The 26,228-nt window shown below is 46.5% G+C and carries 19 protein-coding genes; 10 read left to right on the top strand and 9 right to left on the bottom strand.

Annotation, left to right across the window (positions count from 1 at the left end):
- Nucleotides 1-95: 95 nt before the first annotated feature.
- The gene (pyk, locus tag NDI48_15640; protein ID MEP0832606.1) at nucleotides 96-1,517 is read right to left on the bottom strand and encodes a pyruvate kinase; all 1,422 of its coding nucleotides are present in this window, start codon (nucleotides 1,515-1,517) and stop codon (nucleotides 96-98) included.
- Between the two features lie 475 nt (nucleotides 1,518-1,992).
- Nucleotides 1,993-2,991: a type I glyceraldehyde-3-phosphate dehydrogenase gene (gene gap / locus NDI48_15645; GenBank protein ID MEP0832607.1), complete on the bottom strand. Its 999-nt coding sequence runs from the start codon at nucleotides 2,989-2,991 to the stop codon at nucleotides 1,993-1,995.
- A gap of 829 nt (nucleotides 2,992-3,820) precedes the next feature.
- On the opposite strand from gap, the gene NDI48_15650 reads away from it, so the two are divergent.
- Nucleotides 3,821-4,462, top strand: coding sequence for a TMEM165/GDT1 family protein (locus NDI48_15650; GenBank protein ID MEP0832608.1), 642 nt, complete (start codon nucleotides 3,821-3,823; stop codon nucleotides 4,460-4,462).
- A gap of 74 nt (nucleotides 4,463-4,536) precedes the next feature.
- The gene (locus tag NDI48_15655; GenBank protein MEP0832609.1) at nucleotides 4,537-5,133 is read left to right on the top strand and encodes a cytochrome b/b6 domain-containing protein; all 597 of its coding nucleotides are present in this window, start codon (nucleotides 4,537-4,539) and stop codon (nucleotides 5,131-5,133) included.
- A 234-nt stretch (nucleotides 5,134-5,367) separates the two neighbouring features.
- Here the strand turns inward: NDI48_15655 and NDI48_15660 are convergent, their stop codons facing one another.
- From NDI48_15660 to NDI48_15670, 3 genes are all read right to left on the bottom strand, one after another.
- On the bottom strand, nucleotides 5,368-6,525 hold the full coding sequence (locus NDI48_15660; protein MEP0832610.1) for a glycerate kinase: 1,158 nt from the start codon (nucleotides 6,523-6,525) through the stop codon (nucleotides 5,368-5,370).
- A 4-nt stretch (nucleotides 6,526-6,529) separates the two neighbouring features.
- Nucleotides 6,530-6,886, bottom strand: a complete 357-nt coding sequence (locus NDI48_15665; protein MEP0832611.1) for a DUF565 domain-containing protein — start codon at nucleotides 6,884-6,886, stop codon at nucleotides 6,530-6,532.
- A 285-nt stretch (nucleotides 6,887-7,171) separates the two neighbouring features.
- Nucleotides 7,172-11,140 (bottom strand): ATP-binding protein, encoded by a 3,969-nt coding sequence (locus tag NDI48_15670; GenBank protein MEP0832612.1) that lies wholly within the window; start codon nucleotides 11,138-11,140, stop codon nucleotides 7,172-7,174.
- 343 nt (nucleotides 11,141-11,483) lie between these two features.
- On the opposite strand from NDI48_15670, the gene NDI48_15675 reads away from it, so the two are divergent.
- From NDI48_15675 to kaiC, 3 genes are all read left to right on the top strand, one after another.
- Nucleotides 11,484-12,371, top strand: a complete 888-nt coding sequence (locus NDI48_15675) for a circadian clock protein KaiA (protein MEP0832613.1) — start codon at nucleotides 11,484-11,486, stop codon at nucleotides 12,369-12,371.
- Between the two features lie 128 nt (nucleotides 12,372-12,499).
- The gene (gene kaiB / locus NDI48_15680; protein ID MEP0832614.1) at nucleotides 12,500-12,814 is read left to right on the top strand and encodes a circadian clock protein KaiB; all 315 of its coding nucleotides are present in this window, start codon (nucleotides 12,500-12,502) and stop codon (nucleotides 12,812-12,814) included.
- 93 nt (nucleotides 12,815-12,907) lie between these two features.
- Nucleotides 12,908-14,467: a circadian clock protein KaiC gene (gene kaiC, locus NDI48_15685; GenBank protein ID MEP0832615.1), complete on the top strand. Its 1,560-nt coding sequence runs from the start codon at nucleotides 12,908-12,910 to the stop codon at nucleotides 14,465-14,467.
- A gap of 240 nt (nucleotides 14,468-14,707) precedes the next feature.
- On the opposite strand, the gene NDI48_15690 is transcribed toward kaiC, so the two are convergent.
- From NDI48_15690 to NDI48_15705, 4 genes are all read right to left on the bottom strand, one after another.
- Entirely contained in the window at nucleotides 14,708-16,042 is a 1,335-nt protein-coding gene (locus NDI48_15690; protein ID MEP0832616.1) for a PhoX family protein, read from the bottom strand.
- A gap of 140 nt (nucleotides 16,043-16,182) precedes the next feature.
- Nucleotides 16,183-17,637: a DUF1802 family protein gene (locus tag NDI48_15695; GenBank protein ID MEP0832617.1), complete on the bottom strand. Its 1,455-nt coding sequence runs from the start codon at nucleotides 17,635-17,637 to the stop codon at nucleotides 16,183-16,185.
- A complete protein-coding gene (locus NDI48_15700) occupies nucleotides 17,634-19,565 on the bottom strand; it encodes a hypothetical protein (GenBank protein ID MEP0832618.1) in 1,932 nt (643 codons plus the stop codon). Before NDI48_15700 ends, NDI48_15695 begins: the two co-directional genes overlap by 4 nt.
- 64 nt (nucleotides 19,566-19,629) lie before the next feature.
- Nucleotides 19,630-20,328 carry a hypothetical protein gene (locus NDI48_15705; GenBank protein ID MEP0832619.1) on the bottom strand — a complete coding sequence of 233 codons (699 nt, stop codon included), beginning with the start codon at nucleotides 20,326-20,328 and terminating at the stop codon, nucleotides 19,630-19,632.
- Nucleotides 20,329-20,503: 175 nt separating this feature from the next.
- Here NDI48_15705 and NDI48_15710 point away from each other — a divergent pair, with 175 nt between their 5' ends.
- The 5 genes from NDI48_15710 (at nucleotide 20,504) to NDI48_15730 (ending at nucleotide 26,222) form a co-directional block, all read left to right on the top strand.
- On the top strand, nucleotides 20,504-21,280 hold the full coding sequence (locus NDI48_15710; GenBank protein ID MEP0832620.1) for a DUF429 domain-containing protein: 777 nt from the start codon (nucleotides 20,504-20,506) through the stop codon (nucleotides 21,278-21,280).
- A 61-nt stretch (nucleotides 21,281-21,341) separates the two neighbouring features.
- The gene (bchI, locus tag NDI48_15715) at nucleotides 21,342-22,412 is read left to right on the top strand and encodes a magnesium chelatase ATPase subunit I (protein MEP0832621.1); all 1,071 of its coding nucleotides are present in this window, start codon (nucleotides 21,342-21,344) and stop codon (nucleotides 22,410-22,412) included.
- Nucleotides 22,413-22,779: 367 nt separating this feature from the next.
- Entirely contained in the window at nucleotides 22,780-23,775 is a 996-nt protein-coding gene (locus NDI48_15720; protein ID MEP0832622.1) for an RRXRR domain-containing protein, read from the top strand.
- A gap of 63 nt (nucleotides 23,776-23,838) precedes the next feature.
- Complete coding sequence (locus tag NDI48_15725) at nucleotides 23,839-24,621, top strand: ATP-binding cassette domain-containing protein (protein ID MEP0832623.1); 783 nt, start codon at nucleotides 23,839-23,841, stop codon at nucleotides 24,619-24,621.
- 131 nt (nucleotides 24,622-24,752) lie between these two features.
- A complete protein-coding gene (locus tag NDI48_15730; protein MEP0832624.1) occupies nucleotides 24,753-26,222 on the top strand; it encodes an MlaD family protein in 1,470 nt (489 codons plus the stop codon).
- The last annotated feature ends 6 nt before the right edge of the window (nucleotides 26,223-26,228 follow it).

A 26,228-nucleotide genomic window follows, 5' to 3' on the forward strand; every position in this document is an offset into this window, starting at 1 on the left:
TTCTCAGTTGCCTGTACTACACGGTAAGGGCACGACATGTCGTGCCCCTACAGGGTTTTTCTTTACCAAACGCTCTTCTCTCAAGTCAAAAACAGTTAAATCGCCACCTGTTCCCCAATTCGGTGTGCCTTAATTAAATTCGTAACACCCGTAATTGCCAGGGGCAAACCTGCAATCATCACCACAATATCTCCCTTCTCCACAAATCCATGTTGGAGAGCCGCTTGCTCCGCCAAAATAATCATGGCGTCTGTGTTATGAACTTCCTGCAACTGTAAAGACTGAACACCCCAGTAAAGTGTCAACCGACGCTGCACTTCTTCGGTTGGTGTGACAGCAACCACCGGAATCTGCTGGCGATACTTAGAGAGAAGGCGTGTGGTGAAACCGTGTTCTGTGAAGCAAATAATCGCCTTAGCATTAATATTCTGCGCCAGTTGACAAGCGGCATACCCAACCGCGTTGGAAATCGTGTGTTCCCGCTTCCCATTGATGAACATCGAAGACGCCGCCAAACGGTCCTCGGTGGTTTCGGCAATACTCGCCATCGTCTTCACCGCTTCTACCGGGTAGCGACCCACTGAGGTTTCGCCCGAAAGCATAATCGCATCTGTACCCTCCAGAATCGCATTGGCAACATCAGAAACCTCAGCCCTGGTTGGGCGAGGGTTTTGAATCATCGATTCCAGCATCTGGGTTGCAGTAATCACGGGCTTTTGATAGCTGTGACAGGTGTCAATTAAGGTCTTCTGAATGCGAGGAACTTCTTCCAAGAGCATTTCCACGCCCAAGTCTCCACGCGCCACCATGATTACATCGGCAGCCGCCACAACTGCCTCCATATCTTCTACCGCCTCGTGACGCTCCACTTTGGCGATGATGTGAGTCGATTTACCAGCGCTTCTCACAATCTCTCGGACTTGCTCCAAATCAGAGGCTTTCCGCACAAAGGACAAGGCGACGTAATCCACGCCTTGCTCTAAGCCAAACATCAAGTCTTCTTTATCCTTATCGGTTAGAGGAGGAGCTGAGATTGAACCGGTCGGGAGGTTAATTCCCTTATGACTTTTTAACTCTCCCCCGTAGATAACGGTGCAGTGAATCTCATCCCCACTCACCTGCTCTACCTTAAGTTTGAGTAAGCCATCGTTGAGCAGGATGGCGTCTCCTGCTTTCACATCCTGAGCTAAGCTTTTGTAGGTTGAACTAAACCGTTGTGCTGTGCCGAGGATATCTTCCATCGTGATCGTCGTCTTCTCACCTTCTTGAAGAACGACGCCATCTTCCATGTCCCCAACGCGGATTTTAGGCCCTTGTAAATCTTGAAGAATGGCAATTGGGCGTTTGAGGTCAGCAGCAACTTTGCGAACGGTGCGGATGTACTCTAGATGGGTCGCGTGTTCGCCATGAGAGAAGTTCAGCCGAACCACGTTCATCCCAGCTTCGACCATGGCTTTGAGGGTGTCATAGTCAGAACTGGCAGGCCCAAGAGTGCAGATAATTTTGGTTTTACGCATAAACACGTCTACTCTGTCAAGAGTTTTTGTACTTATTGTGTCCATTGCCTTCTACCTTTTATAGTTCTGCCCTTCCGGACGTTTAACAGAGTCTTGAATAAATGACGTTGACCCCTGAGAGTTCCTTTACATTTCGATTAGAGAAATAGCTGTTATCTCGATTTAATTTCAATCTACGCTTAGCAGAATTAAGCTCTCACGATGTTAGCCCTACCGTTAAGTTCGGCGTTGATTGATGTTCCGTCATTGGCACGGAACTCCCACACAATGATACTCGTATTCTTGCCAAAGGAATGTTTTCTCTAACACTCTCAGCATAAATTCAAGATTAAAGAGGGTGAGCATTGCCCACCCTTGTTTTTGCTTGTAGAAATAGGTGAGGTTCAATTTCCCTATTTTTACTATCTTTCATCCCCTTTTTGAGAGGACTTTTCCGGTCATGCCGACGCTAAAAAGGGATTTTTGGCAATTAACATTAAGCCTTCACCTTTTCAACCGCGGCGCGAACCATTTGATTGGCATAACCCCATTCATTGTCATACCAGCTCATGACTTTGACCAAGTCACCATCAACAACTTGGGTCATGGTTAAATCAACAATTGAAGCGTGGGCATCACCCACAATATCAGAGGAGACGATTTCTTCATCAGAAGCGCTCATGATACCTTTATAGCGATCGCTTTCGGCTTCTTCTCGGAAAATAGTGTTAATTTCCTCAACCGTTGTGGGTCTTTCGGTGACGAAGACAATATCAGAGATAGAACCCACCGGAATCGGGGCACGAACGGCTACACCATCGAATTTCCCTTTATACTGAGGTAACACTTTGGTGGTTGCGATCGCAGCTCCTGTTGTACTCGGAACAAAGTTAGCCGCTGCCGCTCGTCCTTCACGCACTTGCTTTTTACTTGGCCCATCCACAATTGCCTGAGTGGCAGTATAAGCGTGAATAGTTGTCAGAATTGCTTTCTTGATACCAATTCGACGCCCCATCACTTCCACTACGGGTGAAATACAGTTGGTGGTACAACTGGCACAAGAGAAAATGTTATCGGATTCTGGGACATGGTTAACCCCATATACTACCGTTTCGATTCCTTCACTCTTCGTGGGAGCCGAAAGAATCACGGATTTTGCACCCGCCTGAATGTGTTTTTCTAACGCTTCCTTATTGGTGAAAAGACCTGTACATTCAAAGACTAAATCAATTCCCAAGCTCCCCCAAGGCAATTGAGCCGGGTCTCTTTCACTCACAACTTTGTAATGTTTTCCGTCTATAATCAAGCTATTTTCATCACTCTCAACCTTATTTTTAGACCGACCATAGACGGTGTCGTAGTTGAGTAAATAAGCCAGATTTTCCGGTGGAACGAGGTCATTAACCGCTACGAGTTCCAAATCGGGATTGTCCTGAATGATTTTAAAAACGGCTCTGCCGATTCTGCCGAATCCATTAATTGCTACTTTTGCCATTGTGACACTCCTTTGGCTGTGGATCGTTTTTCGAGCTTTCCCAAATAACTGCTCTTTCTTCCCGCCTTAGTCAACTTTCGTCAATTTTAGGTTCCCAACCAACTTTAACTACACCTATTTCAAGTTACCTGAAACTTAACAAAAAATTTGGTTGAATCGTCACAATGGTCTAGTGGCCCAATCCAGGCATTCGTTTAAAAGTATCAAAGTGATACCAAGTCATAGTTTTGTTGCTACACAGACGCTTTTTCCATGGCTATCACAAGTCCCACGAATGAGCGGGAAGCCTAGTTGTGGAAGTGTCAAATTCTAAGTAAATACACAAAGGACGGATGCCCTAGCGAGGAATTGCTGAGTCATCTTTAATCATGAAATAAGAACATTTGGAGCAACCTTACTGAACTGACTTGAGTTATTAAGCCCCTAGACAACTGTTGAGCGCAAAGTCATTTATCCCCACTTCATTCAAAAAAAATGAATTGAAAATGAATTAAAAATGAACCAAAAATGAAAAAGATTGACTTAGTCATTCAGCCAATAGCCTCTTCCTTTAACCGTTAATTTATGATATAAAAAAAATAGTATTGAAAGGGAGTAGCTCCTGGTAGCCAATTGACCAGGACACCTGAATCAACATACTGGCGAAAAGCCTGGTTCAGGTGACAAGTTTTAACTCTCAGTTCAGCATGAGGCAGGGTTCTGGGCTGAAACTGCAAAAACTTGGGAGCGAGACTTTCACTGAGTTCACATCGGATGTGAGCTTGGTGAGGTTTTAGGCGTCTCATCAAGCTCTATCCGGTCAGCTGGAAATTGAGAGGAGCTTGAGAGAATGTTAGCAGCTTTTACGGCAGGTCTATTACTGATTACTATTTCTGAGTTAGGCGATAAAACTTTTTTTATTGCTGTTATTTTGGCTATGCGCCATTCACGACGCTTGGTCTTTTTGGGTGTTTTAGCCGCCCTAGCTGCCATGACCTTGCTATCTGTAATGTTAGGGCAGATAGTATCCTTGCTTCCCAAGCATTATATTCATTTTGGTGAAATTTCTTTATTTATCGGCTTTGGGTTAAAACTGATTTACGATGCTAGTCGAATGCCGATTAAATCAGAAAACTCAGGAGCAAAAGAAGCGGCCTGTGCGGTAGCTCAACAGAGCGAGGGAGGAACAATCACGATGCCTGCTAAGGGGTGGTCATTGTCTCCCAATCTGGCAATTTTGTTCCAAGCTTTTGTGATGACATTTTTAGCCGAGTGGGGCGATCGCACTCAAATTAGTACGATTGCTTTAGCTGCTTCTTATCAGCCATTTGGCGTCACCACTGGAGCGATATTGGGGCATGGAATTTGTACGGCGATCGCTGTGATTGGGGGACGTTTAATCGCCGGTCGAATTTCTGAACGGGTGGTTACGGCAATCGGTGGATTATTATTTCTCATTTTCGGATATGTTGCCATCTTAGAAGGCGTTTAAGAGAATTAATTTGCTTGCTGTCATGCTAATAGGAAAGTACAAAGTTCTGGTTTACAGTCTGCAAGGAGATGAGAATGCCCGACTCTAAACCTTATCAGCCTTCATTACTCAGATTCCTTCATGGAGTTAATGCTCTGATTGCTTTGTTAGCCATTATCACCTCATTTTGGGTATATAACACCTTCGATGGACGATTGATTAAGCTACCACTACCAGAAATTAATGACATTATTGGGATTCATGGCACCTTTGGTTTAGCCTTGCTTCTGATGATGCCTGCTTTTGCCTTATACAGTTTTCATGTGGGTCATAAACGTTTGGTACAATCCGACTCATTCGCAAAACTCACACAAATAGGTAAACCGATTTGGTGGTATAGCCTGCACCGTATCGTGAATACGCTAATGTTACTCGCTGCAACCTGGGCGTTAATCACTGGCAGAATGATGAAAGAAGAATGGCTTCCGACTAGGGAATTAGACCAGATTTGGTATCAATTGCACCTCACAGGCTGGGTAATACTGATGGTTTGTTTAATCATGCACCTGTTGATGAGTATTAAGGTCGGTGGTTTGCCACTCATCGTTTCAATCTTTGAATTTAAATATCGTCCCGAAGATTCACCGGCTACCTGGCTTCAGCAAATACGTTCTTTTTTTAGTCGTTCCTGACTCTCAAGAAGTTAACCACACTAGCGTGATGAAACGAAATACTGTCCTAATCATTGCTGAAATCTTGGTGATGGGAGGCATTTTCACAGCCTTCATTGCACCCCTTGTATTCCCTTCCGATGAATCTAGCGAAGTTGGTTAATTGCAACAGTAGGGTGCGTTAACGAAGTATAACGCACCGCCTTTTGAGAGTCTGTTACTACTTTCAATTAATATTTACTTGAGCAATTACCTCTAAGGATTACCTGGTTGATAAATGGCACCAGGGGTATGATCGGGATAAATTTCCACAACTAAATCTACATAGCTAGGATTGTGAGTGAGTGGCGTAATGAACAATTCTGGGTGAAGTGATTTCCAGAAATACTCGACAAATCGATCAATTTGTGATGCTGTCATTCCCGATTTCCCCGTCGCCATCATTTGCTGTTCCGCCTGACGCCGCCATTGTTGACTGAGATGATAGTCAGTTGGGTAGAGCAGCATCAAGCGATCTAATCGTTCCCACAAGGGTAAATAGTCTTGGAGTCCCTGATTCATATCACGCGCAAATGCTTGATCAGCAAGGGTTTGAATCGGTGGGGGTGTGGGAGCGTCAAAGAGCGCTGGGTTAATGGGTCGAACCCCAACAAACCATCCTTCAAACAGGATAATATCTATCCCTTCTACCGGTTCGGAAGTCGTGCGATCGCCAGCACCTCCCCAGGCAGATTTATCAAAGCGAGGGACGAGGATGGGGTTGGATTGGTTGGGTTGACGCAGTTGGTCTAATAGCTCTATACCCAGATCAATATCATGGGTTCCGGGTGGCCCGCGCCAGATCAGGCGGGGGTCTTGTTCTTGGAGTTGTTGCCGTTCGGCGTAAGTTTTGTAGAGGTCATCCAGGGAAAGACTAAGGGTGCGGTAGCCTAATTGAGCAAGAATTAAACTTAAAACCACTGTTAAAGTAGTTTTGCCAGTTCCTTGTCCCCCTACTATTCCCTGGATCACAGGACGCCCTAGTTGTTGCTTTAAGGTCGCCAGTTGTAAGGCAAAGGGGAGCCAGAGGCATAGGAGGGATAAAAGGATTTTGGATTGGGAAATTTCTGCGGCTTCCCCAGTGAGTTTTGTCGGAGGATGAAAAGACGGCAGAGAGAGAAGATCTGTGTAAACGGCTTGGAGAAGATGCGATAGTGACGTGTCTTCCAGAGGCGATTGCGCTTCTGGCATCAGTAGAGGCGATCGCACTTGAATCAAGTCTGCCACACGGGCAGGTGTGAGGCCAAAAGCCTTTGTCCATTGTGGTGATTTTAGGGCTTCAGTGGCTAAATGTTGCCACTCCACATGGCTTGGTGTTTGTCCTGCTGTCCAGTGATTGAGGATTTGAACCAGTGAGCTATCCGCTTGCGACATACTCTCAAGAGCCGAGTTTAAAGGCTTCTACAAACATGCTGTAAGTCATACCAATTTTCAGAGCGTTCAGGACTTCCGTCAACAGAGAACGCCCAGTAGAATTTTCAGTCGATAGCCCCCGTTGCAGACTTTTACCATACACAATCCAACTAATCGTTTCGGTAAAAAGAATTAAAACTCCAGCTCCCACCAAATCCAACTTAGCAGCTTGCCCTGCTGTAGATGGAATAGCCGAGCCGAGGAAAGTCCCCAACAACAGGCTCATTAACACCAGCGAAAGGTGTCGCCAAGGATTAGCAAACCATCGCCCGAATCTTGCCAAGGCTCCATTCACCAGATTATTGAGACGGGTATTTTGCATGGCTAGACCGGGCTACGACAAACCGATAGTTATCATACTAATCAGATATTCACTTATCCAAACCAGCCGACGACTGACTCGTGAACCGACCCACCTGAATCATACATTTTAGATGGGGAATTCGCGATCGCACTTATAGGACTGAACAATCAGGGAATCCTATTCTTTCCTATCCAATAGGAATTAACAAAAAACTCGCCCTCGCCTTCTGTGCGTCCCTTGGCGAAACCTCTGTGACCCTCTGCGTTAAAAAATCATAGTACTCCGATGCTAACGAATGCGAAATCACATCCCTAAAGCCTGATTGATCTGCTCCAATAACTGAGTCATTGACAGGGAATGTCCACGCAGAATTTGAGTAGCGACAGCCGTGAGTAGCGAGTCCAGATTAGATGTAGAGTCACCCCTCCCCATCATCGCTTGCTCCCTTAGTGATAATCGCGCCCCTACCACTGGACTATCGGCATTTAATCGATGATCCAGCACTAAAATTGGCGGTAGCTTTTGCTTTTGTAGCTGAGTCAGAGCCAGGAGTCCGCTCACCAACCCCGAAGCATCACTGATATCCTTAATCCGAATCAGCAGTAAGTCCACACTTTGCTCTTGGAGTTGATGATATATTTCTGTCCAAGAGCAGGAAAGTACGCTTCTAAACCCGGCGGTTTGGAGATATTGCATCAGGGCTTGCAGCCAAGAAGATTGAGGTTTTAAAGGTGTGGCCATTTGGGAATATCTCCCCTTACCCCCTGCACTTCGTACCCTTCGACTCTGCCTCGCTTGTGGGTGATTTAGCTCCTGCGGAGTGACCCTGCTGTGAATCACATGCGTTTCCCGTTCAACGTGACTGACAGAAGAACCCGTTGCGTGAAGGCATCGCTGAAACGTCTGGCAGGGAAGACATTCTTGTCCTCCTGAGGATAAGGCATAACACTCCGTCTGTGTGCGATCTGCGCTTTCCTGTGGGACTTCGTGCTGCAACCCTTTCGCACCCGGCTGACTCAAACCCAGCAATGGGGAACCGTTAGGTTCCGCAACGCTTTCGCGATCGCTTCCTGCACAGCCGGAGGAACAGAAAGACATAGGGTTGATTGTGGGGTCTTGGCTGAGTAAAAGTTGAGATAAGGAGTTCTCCTCTACCTCCATACCCCCCCGCTCCCCAATATCCATCACTAAAATGCTGGGCATGTAACTCATCCCAGCCGCCACTTGCAGGACTTGCAGCAAAGCCGTGATTTTTGAAGCGTTATCGGGTGCTAAACAGGGATAGACTGAAAGACCTGTGACTTGATTAGCCGCCTCTGTGGTCTGGTGATCCAACGTTACCAGGGGTATAGAGAGCAGGCCCGGATATAACGTGAACTGTTTTAAGTATGAGAGCGAATCTGCAATCTTCGCCGCATCAAGCAAGACCACATCAGGCTGCCAAACACGAGCCAATAATTCGGCCTGCTCTAAATCATCGGCTTCGAGAACTCGGTAATTGAGGTCTGAATGCTGAAGACTCAAGATCTCAGTGATTCCATAACTGAGGTTAGAGGAGTCAGAGGATGTTGGCAAATCGACAGGGGTTTGAGGGTACGTCTCTACAGGACTCAGGTGCAGAATCGTCAAACCCTTGCTGCTGGTCGGAGACTCCGGCTCTTCCAATCCCGTGAGGCTCTGGAGCAAGGCTGGCTTTTGCACGGGTAGGCTTAAGAAGCCATCCGCTTTGTTTTGATAAGCTTGCTGTTTTTCAGCCTGTGTTGCGGTCACCAACACTGGGATGTGACTAGTTTGGGCATCTGACTTCAGGAGAGTCAAGACATCCCAGCCGGAAAGTTGGGGAAGGAGGGGATTGAGTAAGATGGCACGGGGTTGCAAGCCACGGGCTTTTTCGATCGCTTCCGTACCGGAACGGGCAATCACCACCCGATAGCCCAGACTCTTCAGTTGTTCGGTTAAACTGTCCAGGTAGCGAGGGACGGTTTCGACGATTAACACCAAACGGTTGCGGATGGGGCATTGGGCATTAGGCATCGGGCAGGGGTAAATCTCCCCATCGACTCCCCTGGATTGAGGGGGGCAGGGGGGTAGGAGTAGGGTAAATTGGCTGCCTTCACCCGGTTTGGAAATAAACGAGACATCTCCGCCGTGCAAGCGTGCAAGGCGTTGAGTTAAGACCAATCCCAGACCCGTTCCCTCGAAGCGACGAGTCAGAGGTTGTTCTAGCTGTTGGAATTTCTGAAAGATCAAGTGCTGCTTTTCGGGTGGGATGCCAATGCCGGTGTCCCAGACGGTGAAAGCAATCCAGCCTTCCCAAAGATTGACTCTCAAGCCCATTTCACCGCCGACATCTGTAAATTTGAGGGCGTTGGACAGTAGATGCACCAGCATTTGGCGTAGGCGTAGCTCGTCGGCAACAAGCGTGTCTAAACCGGGTTCAATCTCTAGGGTAAATTTGGTTTCTGTTGTGGGGTCTTCCTGTTGCTCTTTCTCTTGCTGGAGTTGACCGGCTTGGGAATAGGCGCGATCGCATACACTCTGAATCTGTACTGGCTCACAGGTCAATTCCAGTTGACCGGTTTCCATCCGCGTCAAATCCAGAATATCGTTGACCAGTGTCATGAGCTGACGCCCACTTTGATAAATCAGCCGAGCATAACGGGCTTGACGTTCATTGAGTTCTCCCAAGGCTTGGTCTTTCAACAGCGTTGATAAACCCAACACAGCGGTGAGCGGTGTTTTCAGCTCATGGCTAATACAGGCTAAAAACTCATCTTTCAGTCGGTTTAGGTGGATTAAATCTGCATTTTTGGCAGCCAGTTCTTTGGCCACTTGCTGCTGCTCTGTGGTGTCTTGAGCCAGCACAACACACAGGTCGGAGAGGCTCGCAGGATAGGAGGAAGAGGTAAGGTTTGATACATCCTCCCACGCTTGGGCTTTTTCTCCCTCAAACACCGCAGACGATAGGGGAATTTTGACAAAGGAGAAGACTCGCTCCTGAGTGTTTTTCAGCGCTTCCGGTGTTTGGGAAGAGGCTTGCCCTAGCGTCGAGGGTTTTTGGGTTTGGCTCATCCGTGGTGCGGATAAGATGACCTGCTGTGTAGAAACGCTCGTTGGCAAGCGAGGGGTATCCATGGCGCAGAAGTACTGAACTCCTGCTTGTTCGCCAGTCTTACCTCGTTGTTTAACCCTCCTAGGAACAGACGAGAGGGATTCACACGGTGCCTGATTGGCTTCATTCGGTCGGGTGGTGGCACCATCCGATCTAGAAACACTCTCCCCCGTAGAGCATGGCTCACTCGCTCCAAAATCCAACATGGCAGCCGTCGTGCGTCTGACCCAGTCTAAGTTTGGCGATGTTCCAATCTGTTGACGCCAAATGAGATTTTGAGCCAGCACTTGCCCTGTTGTCGTTTGTATGCTTAAGGGTAAGGGCAAGTGTTCTAACAGTTGCACTAACGGTTTGAGGTTCGTGGGTTGGGGCTGTTCATCCCGACCCGTAGTTTCATGCTGGGCAGAGCTTGGCGCTAAGGATTTTAAGATCCGCCAGCTATTGAGCAATCCTAGGAACTTACCCTCCTCGTCTACTAATGCCCAGTGCTGAGGAGATGACCGACATTCATAGGAGGAGGGAACCGGATCTGGAGTAAATCGGTGAGAGTTCAAGGGGACGTTGGCGGAACGGGGCGTTGGCGGAGCCTGCGCGTAGCGGGTCATCCGATCTGGGGCTGAAGGGGTGAGCGTGTAGCAAGAGGATGAGGTCGGGGGGGAGTCTCCGTAGGGGTTGTGGAACCCCCACTGAGTTCGGGAGTGAAATTCTCCTTCTCTGCCATCCGGGCTACATCCCGCCAACTCCTGTGGGGCTGGGCTGCTCAGGCTATCACTCAAGCTTTGGCTCCCCTGTGCCAAACCTCCCCAGTTCCGCGTCAGGCTATTTTCTGACTCTTGGAGATAGGGCCAGAATTGGCTTAAACTCAACTGAGCTGGTAGGATTGCCAAGGGTTCAATAATCGGCGGCTCTAGCTCAGAGATAGATCTGTTGCTATCTCTAGTTGTCATCGCGAGGGGAAACTCCCCTGACTGCCGTGCGGAGATTAGGTGAGGCATCACTTGGGACAGGTTGACGACTCCCAAGGGACAATGCTGTGGGCTGACCACAACAATTGCATGACACCCTGAGGAGGCAAAAATCTCCAGCACGTCAGCAAGACCAGATGTTTGTGAGCAAACAGGAGCGGCTTGAGCAAATTTTTTGAGACTGGGAGTTGGCATGGATATGACCAATCTTGCTGAAATACGAAGAGGATGGCTAAAAACGCAGCACCTCCTCGTCTGAACTGAAAATGAAGCTGTTTATAGCTAAATCAGCTAAAGCAGAAAATTTTAGGCTAAAGCAGAAGGAATAGGTATTGCTCAATTATTGCTCCCGATCGGGGGCATGGATGGCATAGCAATTACAATTACTTACAATTCACAGATGGCTTAAATTATTGTTAAGTATTTTTCTAAAGAAATTGTTAAAATGTACCCCATAAGACTGATGTAACGCTGTAAAGCAATCCTTCGTTTTTTAAACTATATTGTCTTGCCTCCCCAACTAACTGTCTGTACCTTTGTGAATTCTGAACCCCTGGCTCAGTCATTGAGTCAGATTCTGAGTGGCGATCGCTATATTTGGCTCGCCGCTAGTTCAGAATCTAATTTTCTTGATGTGATTGAGCAACATAAACACCAGATCGATTGCTTAGTCTTAGAGGATAGTGGTTCTTTAAGGAACGTGATTCACCACTTATGTGAACAAGGAACGCTGCTCCCTGTGATTATTTTGCCCAAAGAATCCAAAGAAATTTCTTTGTACACAACGAACAGCAGCCCACTTCCTCCAGATCAGACAACCAATAATTCTTCCTCAGCACAGACCAATTATTTGTTCCACGCTGCTGAAGTTCGTCTCAGTCTTAGCCAATTGCCTGAACTCACGAGCTTTATTGACAAGGCGATCGCCCAGTTTGTCACTCTGTCTCCTGTGTTTAGCTTACCCCATCTATTTACCACGGATGAGATCGCTACTGAGCTATCAAACCGCAGTTTCCTGCTTCAGCAGCAGCGTCGATTATCTGAAAAACTCAAGGAGCGACTCGGATACCTAGGTGTGTACTACAAACGAAACCCGCAGCTGTTTCTACGCCACTTACCGCCTCACGAGAGGCAAAAGATCTTAGAAAATTTAAAATCAGAGTATCGTCAGATTGTTCTGAAGTACTTTTCTCAAGACAATACTCTCAATCAAAGAATTGATAACTTTGTTGATAAATCCTTTTTTGCCGATATTTCAGTATCGAGGATTGTCGAAATTCATATGGAACTGATGGAGGAATTTTCTAAACAGTTGAAGCTAGAAGGGAGAAGTGAGGAGATTTTACTAGACTACCGCCTGACCCTGATTGATGTCATTGCTCACTTAGGCGAAATGTATCGTCGGTCTATCCCCAGAGAGTCATAAAAGCGGAATTTAGCGATAAGCTTTAGTGAGGCTCCTAACTATACATGTTTTAGTGGGAGCTTATTCCAGGTCATTCTTATATTCTGCTCCATCTCCTTACTGATTGCTCATTGCTCTTTACTTTCCCTATGAGTCCATTAAAGAAAACTTATATTTTGAAGCTCTATGTGGCTGGAAACACACCCAACTCCGTCAGGGCTTTGAGAACACTAAAAACGATTCTCGAACAGGAATTTCAAGGAGTTTATGCTCTCAAGGTAATTGATGTCTTAAAAAGCCCACAGTTAGCTGAGGAAGATAAAATCTTGGCGACTCCCACTCTGTCGAAAGTCTTGCCGCCTCCTGTCCGCAAAATTATTGGTGATCTTTCAGACCGAGAAAAAGTCTTGATCGGATTGGATTTACTTTACGAAGAGTTACAGGAAGGAGAAGCCGACGATTAGAAAATAGCAATATTAACAGACTGGGCGTCTGTATAGGGTAAAATACATAGATTTCTTTTTCTTTGAGTAATATCTTGTTTTAGATCGATAAATATGAGTCAACTTAACCCCACTGAGCCAAAGCCAGACGAATCTGCATTGATGGGAGTCCAAAAAATACGGACGTTGATCGAAGGCTTCGATGATATCAGTCATGGGGGCCTACCGGTTGGTCGAACCACATTAGTCAGTGGGACATCAGGCACGGGTAAAACATTGTTAGCCGTTCAGTTTCTTTATAACGGTATTGCCTACTTTGACGACCCCGGTGTTTTTGTTACCTTTGAAGAATCTCCTACAGATATCATTAAAAATGCATATAGTTTTGGTTGGGACTTACAAAAGTTAATTAATGATGGCAAGCTGTTTATATTAGACGCTTCACCTGATCCAGAGGGACAAGAAGTTGTTGGAAATTTTGACCTTTCTGCTTTAATTGAGCGGATTCAGTATGGCATTCGCAAATACAAAGCCAAGCGAGTTTCTATTGACTCAATTACCGCGATATTTCAGCAGTATGACGCTGCCTCGGTAGTACGGCGAGAAATTTTTCGCTTAGTGGCACGCCTTAAACAAATTGGCGTAACCACAGTAATGACGACAGAACGAATTGAAGAGTATGGGCCGGTGGCGCGGTTTGGGGTAGAGGAGTTTGTTTCAGATAATGTGGTGATTGTGCGTAACGTTCTAGAAGGAGAGCGTCGCCGTCGTACTATGGAAATTCTCAAGCTGCGCGGTACAACTCACATGAAAGGGGAATACCCCTTTACGATGACGAATCAGGGTATTAATATCTTCCCCTTAGGAGCGATGCGATTGACTCAGCGCTCTTCTAATACCCGTGTCTCTTCAGGGGTTAAAACTCTGGATGAAATGTGCGGCGGTGGTTTTTTCAAAGACTCAATTATTCTGGCAACGGGTGCTACGGGTACGGGCAAAACCTTGTTAGTTAGCAAGTTTATTGAAGATGCCTGCTTAAGAGGCGATCGCGCTATACTTTTCGCTTACGAAGAATCACGAGCTCAGCTATCTCGGAATGCTTATTCTTGGGGTATTGATTTTGAAGATTTGGAACACAAAGGCTTACTCAAAATCCTCTGTACTTATCCCGAATCAGCAGGCTTAGAAGACCATTTACAAATCATTAAATCGGAGATTGCCGAGTTCAAACCGTCACGAATTGCGATTGATTCGCTTTCGGCGTTGGCACGGGGAGTCAGTAATAACGCTTTTCGGCAATTTGTAATTGGTGTAACTGGCTACGCTAAGCAAGAAGAAATTACTGGCTTTTTCACGAATACAACTGACCAGTTTATGGGTTCCCACTCAATTACAGATTCCCATATTTCTACGATTACGGACACAATTTTGATGCTGCAATACGTGGAAATTAGAGGAGAAATGTCTCGTGCCATTAACGTCTTTAAAATGCGAGGTTCCTGGCACGATACAGCGATTCGCGAGTATAAGATCAGTGAAGAGGGGCCAGAAATTAAAGATTCGTTCCGCAATTATGAACGAATTATCAGTGGTTCTCCCACTCGTATTGCTGTGGATGAAAAGAGTGAACTTTCCCGGATTGTTCAAGGAGTTCGTGGCAAGTCAGAGGAATAGTTATGCTCGTCTTAAGGTAGCTTTGGCGGAAGCGATCGCATCTTCAACTAGGCGGGAGAAATAACAATGCGATCGCCCCTAGTGCAGCATGGCAGAAATAACTATCCAGTTGAAAAAGGTTAAAAAGCTTACTGTATAAACTTTCTTTCCTTCTGCCTCCTGCCTTCTGCCTTCTTGTACTAGGATGTTACCTAAAAAGTCTTGAATTTTTTCCAGACTAATGCTGCTTTCAAGGCAACACTAGCCGACTTTTGACGGCCAAGGCCCCCAGATAGCAAAGGTAATGCCAGGGTCTTGAATATTGACAAACATTGTTTGACCGCTGGGTGAGAAGCAGGCTCCACAGAATTCACTGCTATTAAGCGCGTTACGCGCAAACTGATAGAGTTGACCGTTTGGAGTTACCCCGACTACATATTGGTTATTCGGGCCATCTTCACAAAGAATTAGATCAGCAGTAGGAGCTATGACAATGTTATCTGGTGCATCTAATATCTCCGCGTTGTTGGGTTCGACAAATAGTTCGATAGTGCCACCCTGTTGAGCCGTTTGACCGGGAACGTAGCGCCAGACCTGACCTGCGCCAGCAGAACCACCATTTGTGCAGGTAAAGTAAAATTCACCCTTGCCGTACCATATCCCTTCTCCGCGTGTAAACCGGGCCGCTCCCTTACCGTAGCCTTGAACCCGCACGGTATCTGTGGCAGGATTGGGATTGTCGATGGTGACCCACTCTGCCGCCATCGGCTGACCCACAGGGATAGTGGCGGTAGATTTATTACTGGTGTCTACCCCAGGCTTGCCCTGAATCTTTAATGCTTGAAGAATACCCCCGGCTTGGAGGTTTCCAGCCTGATTGGGAATAAAGCGATAAAAAAGTCCATCTCCTCTGTCTTCTGTCTGATAGACAATCCCTGTTTTGGGGTCTACAGCAATGGCTTCGTGGTTGAAGCGACCCATTGCTATGAGGGGGACAGGGTCTACAAGTCCTGGTGCATTAGCTGGAACTTCAAAGTTATAGCCGTGAGGCTTTAAATTGATTGGGTGCGAGGTTGGAGTCTCAGTGGTTTCTTCACAGCTAATCCATGAACCCCAAGGGGTGGGTCCACCAGCACAGTTGCGATTGGTACCTGCTAATGATGCATAGTGGCTAATTAATTCGCGATTGGGTCCAATGATTAGGGTAGTGGTGCCACCTCGATTATTGGAGTCATACTGCTTGTTTGCGGGTGCAATTAATCCTGGCTTGTTAGTTTCAGTGGGAGCAAGTTCGTGATTTCGGACAAGAATTACTGTGTTGTTGGCACCCGGAAAAGCCGCCATCCCATCATGATCGGCTGGCACTGGATTGCCATCGCTCATAATGTCGCCTGTGCGAGAGAAGGCTCGATATTGAAATCCTTGTGGTAAATCTAATAAGCCTTTAGGGTCAGGTACAAGCGCTCCATAACCTCCTCCACGGACTAATTGACCATTCGCTTGTTGGGCATAAAGTGCCTTTAAGGGGGATGCAAGAACAGCAGTTGCGGCTCCCGCACCTGCTAGGGTGAAAAATTGGCGGCGTGATAAAGCCATTATGCCTTCCATAATTGAACGCTTGAACAGGCTATCAATCGTTCATCAACCCTGGAGAAAGGTTTGATTAATCTCTAGTTAAATCAAATAAAGTTTTAGTAAAGTCTCTAATTGCGATTTGCATTTCTTCAATCTGCTCGTCACTCAACTTGCAAGTTACGGAGGAAGTAGAAGCGATCGCTCTTCCAATCAGTTCCCTCTTTTCGTCCCAAGTAACCTGTTAAAGGTGAGGAAAGCTCAATTAGTAAATTGTACACTTTAAAATCGTCTAGCTTAGAGCTTAAATCCTTGGCAAAAACAGCATTGTATTGAACGCGAATTTCAACTGTTAGGTGTCCACTTCCTGGTTCGCCAAGCTGCTTCACGGCTTGAACAATGTGCGATCGCAGCTTAATGTTGTTCTGAACTTTCTCAATATATTCATCAATTCTAGGGTCAGTTTGTCCAGCTCCTAGATAAGTCTTAAGTTCAATGAGGTTGACTGAACCTGGATACTTGGCTTGTAATTCTACTAACTTCTGGAGAGTCATAGGATTGATAATACTGATAATTGATACATCAGCCGATTCTTTAAGATATTTGGTCGGTTCACCGGGACCAATAATCAACTTGACAGCAATGTCATAGTCTTCTTTACCGAGATGCCTTTTGCCAATCCTGTCCAACTGCTCAACTGTCGAATCAGGAATACTTTTACCTGCTTTGCACTCTCCAACTAGTGGATAAGGCGTTGTACAGTATAAGTCCATGCCACCAGCACCCCCTTTTGCTGTAGGGTCAACGCCAAAGCCGAGAAAAGCTAGACTTTTATGAACGATTTGTTCAAATGCTGTCCCTTTTTCGTAATTGCCGCCAATAGTAGCAGTGCCTAAATCATTGATGGTATATATCCAAGCCAAGTCTTCTGGGAGCGTGTTAGGTTGATTAGTCGCCCACCCTAAAAATTTCTGGATATGGTGATTCAAGCTTTCAGCGGCTGGATTACTAAGAGCTAACTGTGCGATCGCACTCTCCAACTCTTCCAACTCAGGATGTAAAGGTGGCTCTAGGTTTTCTAGCTGGCGGCGGCGTTGGGTGAAGATGCGATCGCTCAATACTGGCAAAGATTGAGTAACAGTTAGGGAATTAAGCAAACCAACAAACTTTCCTATCTTTTCCTGACTGTTGAGATTTACCGCCACCTCAATCGGCTGAGGTAGTTGGTAGACGCGCAAGTAAGCTAGGAATATATGATGTCTTTGCCGAAGTACCTCCTGTAAGCATTCTGTTGTCCAGACGGTTAATCGCGACAAGGCAGGTAAAACGTCAGTATCACCTATGCTTTGGCACAATTCGCATCTAGCCCAAACTTTTATTGAAACTGTTTCGGAACCTAACTGGGCAAGAGTTGTTTGAGCAATGGGCAAAAAATTTGAGCGATAGTACTGCTCAACTGGTAGTAAATTAGTTGAGACATCGCATGGATGAAGGACAAATTGCTGTCCTGGATTGATAAACGTCCGAGGCATAACTGCAACCATACGACCTTGCACTAAAGCCTCAATATCTGGAGCAGGTAGACACAGAGCCGTTGGAATTGAAACTAAATTAGTCATAGACTCAGTTTCTTGAGTAAATCATCTATTGCCACCTCAAAATCATCTATTTCAGGTAAATCTGGTATTGAGCTGCTTATGTTGTTGATTGTTTCTTCTTCTGGCACTGGGCTAGTAATCTCCTCATCAACTACTCCCTCTGGAAGTTGACCAGATGGATCGCTCAATATCTCATGGATAAGATTGTTGTCGAACACTATCTTTTCACGACTGACAAAAGCCTTTATTTGCTCTTCACTCACCTCAAAATCTTCCGGCGCATTGCTAACAGCTCGAATCGCTAAAAGTGGCTTGATGTCTTCACTTCTCAACATTACCCATTCTCCGCCTAACTTTTTAGACAAAAGTTGATCTAAATACTCTTGTCCTTTTGTCTTGGGATTAACTGCCTTAGTACGAACTAAGCAACCGCGAGTCATATCAAATTTTTGGTAGTCAATCAATCGCTTCAAGGTAGCACTTACAAACTTTGCACCAGAATTTTGAACAACTGCTACTACTATCTTGACGACTTTTCCATCTTCTTTGCCAACAATTCTGAAGTGGAGGTAGCCTTTGTCTGCACTTTTAGCTTGAATATCCTCAATACGTTCAACTTGCACTCGTTCTATAGTCTCTCCTGCTAGTGTGAGGAAACCTAGACGCAGAGCATCAGCCAGCGTAGCATTATCCTCTAAATAGTCATCGATTGACTTCTCCAGTGCAGCCAACTCCTTGTTAAAGGCAATTCCAACTTTATGTAGTGGATCTTTTAGTGGAGCATCACCCTTGCCTACTTTCCAGTTCTCTGCACACCAGTTCAAAACTGCCCTTATAATTGGCTTTTCTTTGCCAAGCTCTCTCAACTCACCTTCATTAAAGGGATAAACAGGAGTAGGTGGAGTCAAACCCTTTTTCTCATAAAACTCTTTTAACCATTGAGAAACAACAGCCACAACACCATCAGCATTGAGAGGACTTAAATCAAAGGTTTTATTACCAATCCTATCAGTAACGGCTTGTGCCTCTGGCACGGCTCTGATTTGGTTTGTCCAAGTTAGAGGATACATAGCCATCATTAAAATGCCACGCTTGATTTTGCCGTACAGGTCTTTTGCTAAAAGAGCCGCAACCTGCGCCCTTGTAAAACCTCGCTCATTACAATCTATACTCTCTAGCTCATCAAAGCAGATTACCAGCGTTCTGTAGTCACCAATTAAGTCTAAAATTTGGCAGATAATCTGCAATGCTTCAGCTTCTTTATCTTCTTGACTCTGACTTGGTAATCCCATTGCGTCAGCTTGTGACTGTGCTAAATCTCTTCCAGATAGCCAGTTGATTGCGAAGGATACTTTATCTGGAGAAAGTGTCCATAGGAGAGCCTGAATTAAATAAGGATTTTCAATATTCGACTTGAGTTGAAGTACCTTGGCTGTCAAATTATCAACCAATTTGGGATTTTGAGCTAATGCTCCAGGAAATCGGCTAATTAATTGCTGAGGCGTATACTCTTTCTTGATTGCCTCATTTACTAAAGCAGTAGCTAACTCTTGCCACTGCATAACACCTTGATTACCAGTCTGTTTAAGGCTGGATGCCAAAGTATCTAGAAACTTAGAATTAATTCGATTTAAATCGCCATACTCACTCATGTAGACAAAAAAAGACCCACCCTCAACCTTAAGCTGGCGACGAATTCGGCTGAGCAGGTGGCTTTTTCCTAGTCCTCTCTCAGCTTTGATCGTGATACCGAGAACTGAAAGTTGTCTGGCACGAATTTGTTCGATTGCCTGAAAAACACCGTTAGAGGCATGAGCATTTATGGAAGGTACATCAGGAAAACTCTGTTCCCAAACATCATGGCTTCTGACTACCAATGGCCTGTCAAATGGGTTTTCACTCTTGATGGCATGGTTGAGATCTGTAATGGCAGAAGGTACGCTATTCATAAGTCGTGTGAGAGTTAAACAGTAGAAAAGTAAAAGAGTATGGGAACAGTTTGAATGAGTTAGTTTATGGGGTTAGACGCTTGGCATAGCAGCGTAACCCACTCACTTTGGTTGTGATAGAATCTTCAAGCTTGTCTGGGGCACTGTCTTCCACGCTGCCTTCGAGTAGCTGCAAAATATCATCAGCTTGCATCTCCAGCAGCCACTCATTGAACTGAGAGCGAGTGACGCGATCGCCAATTGCCCGCCGGATTCGATAAATCGGTACCAAGCTATCCAGGTTGTAGTCCTGATTAAGTTGGTCGTAGACATCCAACGCCATAGGCTTAAACTCGTCGTAAGATGCGATCGCAGTGGCTGTTGGTTTCGCTTGACCATTTGACGTACTCACAGCACCATCCATATGACGAATCCACTTGAGCAAAGTATTGAAATCTTTTGCTCTAACTTGCTTGGCGTTAGACTCAAAATCAGGGCTTTTCAGCCCAGCGTCTAGCATGTGCAAACCCTTATCCGTCAGGGAAAGCTTGACCGATCTGTTTTTTGTGGCACTCGCGATCGCCCCCTCTTTTTCTAATTGTTCAAAAAAAACCTGATAGTCTCCAGCCTTCTCCTTTGTCTGTAGAATTCGCTTAATTAATTCACTCTTCTTGACTTCGTGCCCTTCTCTGCCCATGTCCCACAAGGCAAGCAGCAAGCGAATCTTGGATTGCTGTTCGTTAACCCCTGAATCATTAGGTTTGGCTTTATTTTTTGCTGACATGTTGATAATTCTCAGTAATTTGAGTGATAAGATAAAAGATTTACAAACTAATCCCTCAAGTTATTGTAACTACGTCGATTAAAAACAATAATCAGGAACGGCAATATATAATGCTTCCGTAAATTTACGGAAATCTGAAATCTTTTATCCGTGAATTGAGGTTGCAATATCAGTGATGAAATTTTTAGGAATTGACCTCGGCTGGACATCTGGAGCAAGTGGTCTATGTTGCCTAGAATGGTCAGATGGCAGCCTACATCTACTAGATTTAGACCGACAGCAAACAACCACAGACATCTTAAATTGGGTAGACAAATGGACGGCACCCAGCGAACCCGCCATGATTGCCGTCGATGCCCCCACCCTCATTCCCAACACCACAGGGATGCGTCTACCCGACAAACTCACCCACCAGCACTTCCGCCACTATCACGCCGGTTGCTACCCCGCCAATCTCGGACGCCCCTTTGCCCAACACACCATCGAATTTGGTCTAATCCTAGAAGCACGAGGATTTGTCCACGCCCCCATCATTACCCCCCAAATTCCAGGACGCTACCAAATCGAAGTCTATCCCCATCCTGCGATCGTCCATCTATTCGGACTCACCCGCATCCTAAAATACAAAAAAGGCAAACTCAGCGATCGCCACTCCGAACTCCTCAAACTCCACCAATACATCCTCACCATCCTACCCACCCTCACCCCCTCCCTAACCCTCCCCTCTCCCTGCCCTCTGCGCCTCTGTGGTTCGTTTCTTCCCACCGGAATCGCCCTCAAAGCGATCGAAGACCAACTCGATAGCCTGATCTGCGCCTATGTCGCCGCCCACTGGTGGTACTGGGGAAGCGATCGCAACTGGGTACTCGGCGACAGCACCACCGGCTATATCGTCATTCCAGCCCCCACAATCAATAACTCAAAGCTCAGCGATCGCTTTGTGGCAAAATGATAAGCGTAAAGAAAAGATTAACTATCAGGTAATTGAAGTGAGTCCAACTGCCCCAGCACCAATGACCGCTCGCCGCATGGTTTTTCCATTCACTGCCATTGTGGGTCAGGAAGAAATGAAACTGGCGCTACTGCTGAATGTGATTGACCCCAAAGTTGGCGGAGTCATGATCATGGGCGATCGCGGCACCGGCAAATCCACCACCATTCGGGCGTTGGCTGACCTATTACCAGAAATTGACGTAATCGCCGACGACCCCTTCAACAGCGACCCCAACGACCCTGACGGGATAAGTGATAATACCTCATCACAAAATCCCTCAATTGTCAAGAAAAAAGTCCCGATGGTTGACCTCCCCTTAGGCGCAACCGAAGACCGAGTCTGCGGCACCATTGATATTGAAAAAGCCTTATCCGAAGGCGTGAAAGCCTTTGAACCCGGACTGCTTGCCAAAGCCAATCGTGGCATCCTCTATGTAGACGAAGTCAACCTATTAGACGACCACTTAGTCGATGTCCTCCTAGACTCCGCCGCCAGTGGTTGGAACACCGTTGAACGAGAAGGCATCTCCATTCGCCACCCAGCCCGCTTTGTTCTCGTCGGTTCCGGCAACCCCGAAGAAGGCGAACTGCGACCCCAACTCCTTGATCGCTTTGGGATGCACGCAGAAATCCGCACCGTCAAAGAGCCAGCCTTGCGTGTCGAGATTGTGGAACAACGGGCTGCATTTGACCAAAATCCCCAGGCATTCATGGAGCAGTATCAGCCTGAGCAAGAAGCCATGCAGCAAAAGCTTGTTGCCGCTCAACAGCTACTGCCTCAAGTCGAGCTAGACTACGACTTGCGGGTAAAAATTTCTCAAGTCTGCTCAGAACTCGATGTAGATGGACTTAGAGGTGATATTGTGACCAATCGTGCTGCCAAAGCACTGGCGGCCTTGGAAGGACGCAACGAAGTCACCGTTGATGATATCCGCCGTGTGATCACCTTATGTCTGCGTCACCGTCTACGCAAAGACCCACTCGAATCCATTGACTCCGGTTACAAAGTAGAAAAAGTCTTTAGCCGCGTTTTTGGCTTGGAGGCGTCGTCAGCGGAAAATTCAGCCGCTACAGCCAATGGAGTTCGTTAATTCAACGCAGGTTGGAACGTTGGCAGGTTGGAACGTTGGCAGGTTAAACGTTCTAACCTGCAACTTGTTAATCTATTAACCAATAATCTGTTAACCTTCAACGTATTAGCCTGCAACTCGACGTCACTGACCTCCGGAGTAGAGCGCGGAGGCTTGAAAGAGGAAGACTCACCACCTTCTTAATTCAGGACTAAAACAGTGTCTAGCCAATTGCTGAACTACCTGGGAGTGGTATCCCGCAAGACGTTAAGAATGCCTCCCTAGTTTTTAACCCCTCTGGGGTCAGCGGCGAAGGGAAATATATACCTAGCAATAGGACTTATCGTCAATGTTTGTTCCCGTTGTAAACAGTGAAAACAGACCGTTAATGCCGACTACTCCAAGCCGTGCAAAGCGTTGGATTAAGTTAGGTAAAGCAACACCGTTCTGGAAGAAAGGAGTGTTTTGTGTTCGACTCAACGTAGAACCTTCTAACACAAATCGTCAGCCAATAGCGGTAGGAATTGACCCAGGTTCAAAGCGAGAAGCATTTACAGTCAAATCTCAAGCTCACACTTACCTCAATGTGCAAACCCATGCTGTTGACTGGGTGAAAGACCATGTTGAGGTGAGACGAAATATGCGACGAGCAAGACGCTTTCGCAATACCCCCTGTCGTCAAAACCGAGCTAACAGATTAGTCAATAAAACCCGCATTCCTCCATCTACCAAAGCACGATGGCAGTGGAAGCTAAGGATAGTTAACTGGCTAACCAAGATGTTTCCTGTATCGGCTTTTGTTGTGGAGGACATTAAAGCCTGCACATGGAAGAACGGACGTAAGTGGAATGTTTCGTTCAGTCCCCTAGAGGTAGGCAAGCACTGGTTCTATTCTGAACTCAGAAAAATTGCTCATCTTGAGACTAAATCTGGAAACGATACTTACGAGCTGCGACAAAGTTTAGGACTTCATAAGTCCAAGCAGAAGCTGTCAAATAAGTTTGAAGCGCATTGTGTTGATTCTTGGGTGCTAGCTAATTGGTATGTGGGAGGACACACCGAATCAGACAATATCAAACTGATTGAGGTTGTCCCACTAGAGTTCCATCGTAGACAATTGCACCGTTTACAACATGCTCCTGGACACATACGTTCTCGATATGGTGGAACCATTAGTGCTGGATTCAAGCGTGGCTCAATCGTTAAACATCCTAAATACGGGTTCTGTTACGTTGGCGGCTGGGCATTGTCTCCAACAAAGAAAGATCCAGGCCGGAAAACAATTAGCTTGCACAGTTTGAATACTGGCAAGCGGCTAACTCAAAACGCAGTGCCTATGGATTGCAAGTTTTTGTCTTACAACTCGTGGCGCATAGCAAATTGATTTGTAAAGCCGTCCTAAAAGGACGCGGAGCTTTAGTGAGCAGTTTCTAACCCAGGAATTTCGATGACAGAACCCCTGATTGAACTAAAGGGAGTTAGCAAGTCTTTTGGTGATAATATCATCCTGGATCATGTTGACTTGACCATTTATCGGGGCGAGGCGCTGGGGATTATTGGTCCTTCTGGTACCGGAAAATCAACCATTCTGCGAATTATTGCGGGTCTCACTCCCGTTGAGACTGGGGAAATTTATGTGGCAGGGCAACAGCGCCAAGGTTTAATCGAGGATGCCCAAGACCCCATTGGTATTGGCATGGTGTTTCAACAGGCGGCGTTGTTCGACTCGTTGACGGTGGAAGAAAATGTCGGTTTCTTGCTTTACCAGCACTCAAAATTACCGCGCAAGCGGATTCGGGAATTGGTTGCTCGCAGCCTGGAGAAGGTCGGTTTACCAGGTATCGGCAACCGCTACCCATCTGAGTTATCCGGAGGGATGCGCAAGCGCGTCAGCTTTGCTCGTGCCATCATGGCTAACCCCGATAATGCCAAGGACAACCCGCAAGTTTTACTCTATGATGAGCCAACGGCTGGTCTTGACCCGATCGCTTCCACCGTGATTGAGGATTTAGTCCGTCAACTCCAGTTTGCCGATGAGGGTTGCGGTTCCTACGTCATGGTAACTCACCAAGACAGTACGATTCGCCGCACGACTGACCGGGTTGTGTTTCTCTACAGAGGCAAGATACAGTGGCAAGGTAAGGTTAACGAGATTGATACGACGGATAATCCTCTAGTACGACAATTTTTTAGTGCTAGTATCACTGGACCCATTCAGGCAATTGGGTAGGATACCTATATAGTGAATAGCGATCAGTTCACAGGCGGTTAGCTGTTATTTGTAATTCAGTATTGGTTCTGGGTAAGAGGTAGAGGGCAGAAAGCTAACAGTTAACAGCTAATAGCGAAGGAAGAAAAATTATGCGATCGCGAACAGTTCGAGAAGGCTCTGTTGGATTGTTAATCCTGGTAGGACTTGCTGTATTTGTTGGTTTAGTACTATGGATACGAGACCAAACATTTGGCGATCGTAACTACCAGTTCAGCGTGAAATTTGCCAATGTTGCTGGCATGAAAACGGGTGCGATGGTACGCTATCGCGGTGTTAAGGTAGGGAGAATCACGGAGATTGCACCGGAAACCAATGGCGTTAATGCCACTGTTGAAATTACGAACCCTGAGTTGTTAATCCCTAAAGATGTGGTCATTGAAGCCAATCAAGCCGGTTTAGTTGGCGAAGCCTCAATTGACATCACGCCCCGAACAACGCTACCAGTGGGAGCAGAGTCAATCAATCCTCGGAGTCGTCAATGCAATTCCACTCTAGTAATTTGTGACAACGATCGTCTCCAGGGTCGGATTGGTGTCAGTTTTGAGGAACTGCTACGCAACACCATTCGCCTCGCTGAAGTTTATACCGACCCCAAGTTTTTTGGTAACGTCCAAACTCTAACTCAAAACGCTGCGGTTGCTGCAACCAGTGTCACGCAACTGACCAACGAATTGACTCTTTTGTCTCGTTCTGCTCGACAAGAATTAGGTAGCTTCTCGACGGCTACCAATACCCTTTCTCGCACAGCGAATCAAACCATGGCTCAAGTTGGTGTTGCGGCGAATCGCTTTGGGAACACGGCGGATAGCTTAAGTAACACAGCCAATCAATATAGCGTGACCGCTGGCGAATTGACACAACTGGTTGCTACCGCCAATAATTTGGTGGCTACAAATCGAGCTGGTTTGGTCGGAACATTAGATAGCGTCCGTCAAACCAGCGATCAACTGCGTGGACTTGTAGCTGGCTTCACACCTATATCAGCCCAGCTCAGCTCAGCGGCTGGTAAGCTTAACACCACCGCGGGTGAGATTAACGTCGGGGGACTGCTGAAGAATTTAGACACCCTCTCCGCCAATGCAGCAACCGCGTCCGCTAATCTGCGAGACATTTCCACATCCCTGAATAATCCCAATAGCGTAGTCCTCTTGCAACAAACTCTGGACTCAGCACGGGCAACGTTTGAAAATGCCCAAAAAATTACGTCGGATTTAGATGATTTAACCGGTGATCCAGCCTTTCGCGACAATCTGAGACAGTTAGTGAATGGGTTGGGTAAACTGGTTTCCTCCACAGAGCAATTGCAACAGCAAGTCCAGGTGGCTCAGACCATCGAACCCGTCAGTACCGCGATTAACGCAACTGCCGACAGCGCGACTTCCAAAGCTGCGGAAAATACACAATCCCAACCTAACGTTGAGCTAGCAGCTCCCACTATGCCGCTCAATAGCCAGAAGGATTTACCCCCCCTATTTCCCCCAGCACCGAAGAAGCTGCCTTTACCTCAAGCCACCTCCCAGCCATTAGCTGAGATTAAAGGTGAGCGTCCGCCGAACTAGAAGCTT

Source organism: Microcoleus sp. AS-A8, from assembly GCA_039962225.1.
Taxonomy (GTDB): Bacteria; Cyanobacteriota; Cyanobacteriia; order Cyanobacteriales; family Coleofasciculaceae; genus Allocoleopsis.

Coding starts and splice junctions, on each gene's coding strand:
- pyk (MEP0832606.1), bottom strand. CDS start 1,517: ATGCGTAAAACCAAAATTATCTGCACTCTTGGGCCTGCCAGTTCTGAC.
- gap (MEP0832607.1), bottom strand. CDS start 2,991: ATGGCAAAAGTAGCAATTAATGGATTCGGCAGAATCGGCAGAGCCGTT.
- NDI48_15650 (MEP0832608.1), top strand. CDS start 3,821: ATGTTAGCAGCTTTTACGGCAGGTCTATTACTGATTACTATTTCTGAG.
- NDI48_15655 (MEP0832609.1), top strand. CDS start 4,537: ATGCCCGACTCTAAACCTTATCAGCCTTCATTACTCAGATTCCTTCAT.
- NDI48_15660 (MEP0832610.1), bottom strand. CDS start 6,525: ATGTCGCAAGCGGATAGCTCACTGGTTCAAATCCTCAATCACTGGACA.
- NDI48_15665 (MEP0832611.1), bottom strand. CDS start 6,886: ATGCAAAATACCCGTCTCAATAATCTGGTGAATGGAGCCTTGGCAAGA.
- NDI48_15670 (MEP0832612.1), bottom strand. CDS start 11,140: ATGCCAACTCCCAGTCTCAAAAAATTTGCTCAAGCCGCTCCTGTTTGC.
- kaiB (MEP0832614.1), top strand. CDS start 12,500: ATGAGTCCATTAAAGAAAACTTATATTTTGAAGCTCTATGTGGCTGGA.
- kaiC (MEP0832615.1), top strand. CDS start 12,908: ATGAGTCAACTTAACCCCACTGAGCCAAAGCCAGACGAATCTGCATTG.
- NDI48_15690 (MEP0832616.1), bottom strand. CDS start 16,042: ATGGCTTTATCACGCCGCCAATTTTTCACCCTAGCAGGTGCGGGAGCC.
- NDI48_15695 (MEP0832617.1), bottom strand. CDS start 17,637: ATGACTAATTTAGTTTCAATTCCAACGGCTCTGTGTCTACCTGCTCCA.
- NDI48_15700 (MEP0832618.1), bottom strand. CDS start 19,565: ATGAATAGCGTACCTTCTGCCATTACAGATCTCAACCATGCCATCAAG.
- NDI48_15705 (MEP0832619.1), bottom strand. CDS start 20,328: ATGTCAGCAAAAAATAAAGCCAAACCTAATGATTCAGGGGTTAACGAA.
- NDI48_15710 (MEP0832620.1), top strand. CDS start 20,504: ATGAAATTTTTAGGAATTGACCTCGGCTGGACATCTGGAGCAAGTGGT.
- bchI (MEP0832621.1), top strand. CDS start 21,342: ATGACCGCTCGCCGCATGGTTTTTCCATTCACTGCCATTGTGGGTCAG.
- NDI48_15720 (MEP0832622.1), top strand. CDS start 22,780: ATGCCGACTACTCCAAGCCGTGCAAAGCGTTGGATTAAGTTAGGTAAA.
- NDI48_15725 (MEP0832623.1), top strand. CDS start 23,839: ATGACAGAACCCCTGATTGAACTAAAGGGAGTTAGCAAGTCTTTTGGT.
- NDI48_15730 (MEP0832624.1), top strand. CDS start 24,753: ATGCGATCGCGAACAGTTCGAGAAGGCTCTGTTGGATTGTTAATCCTG.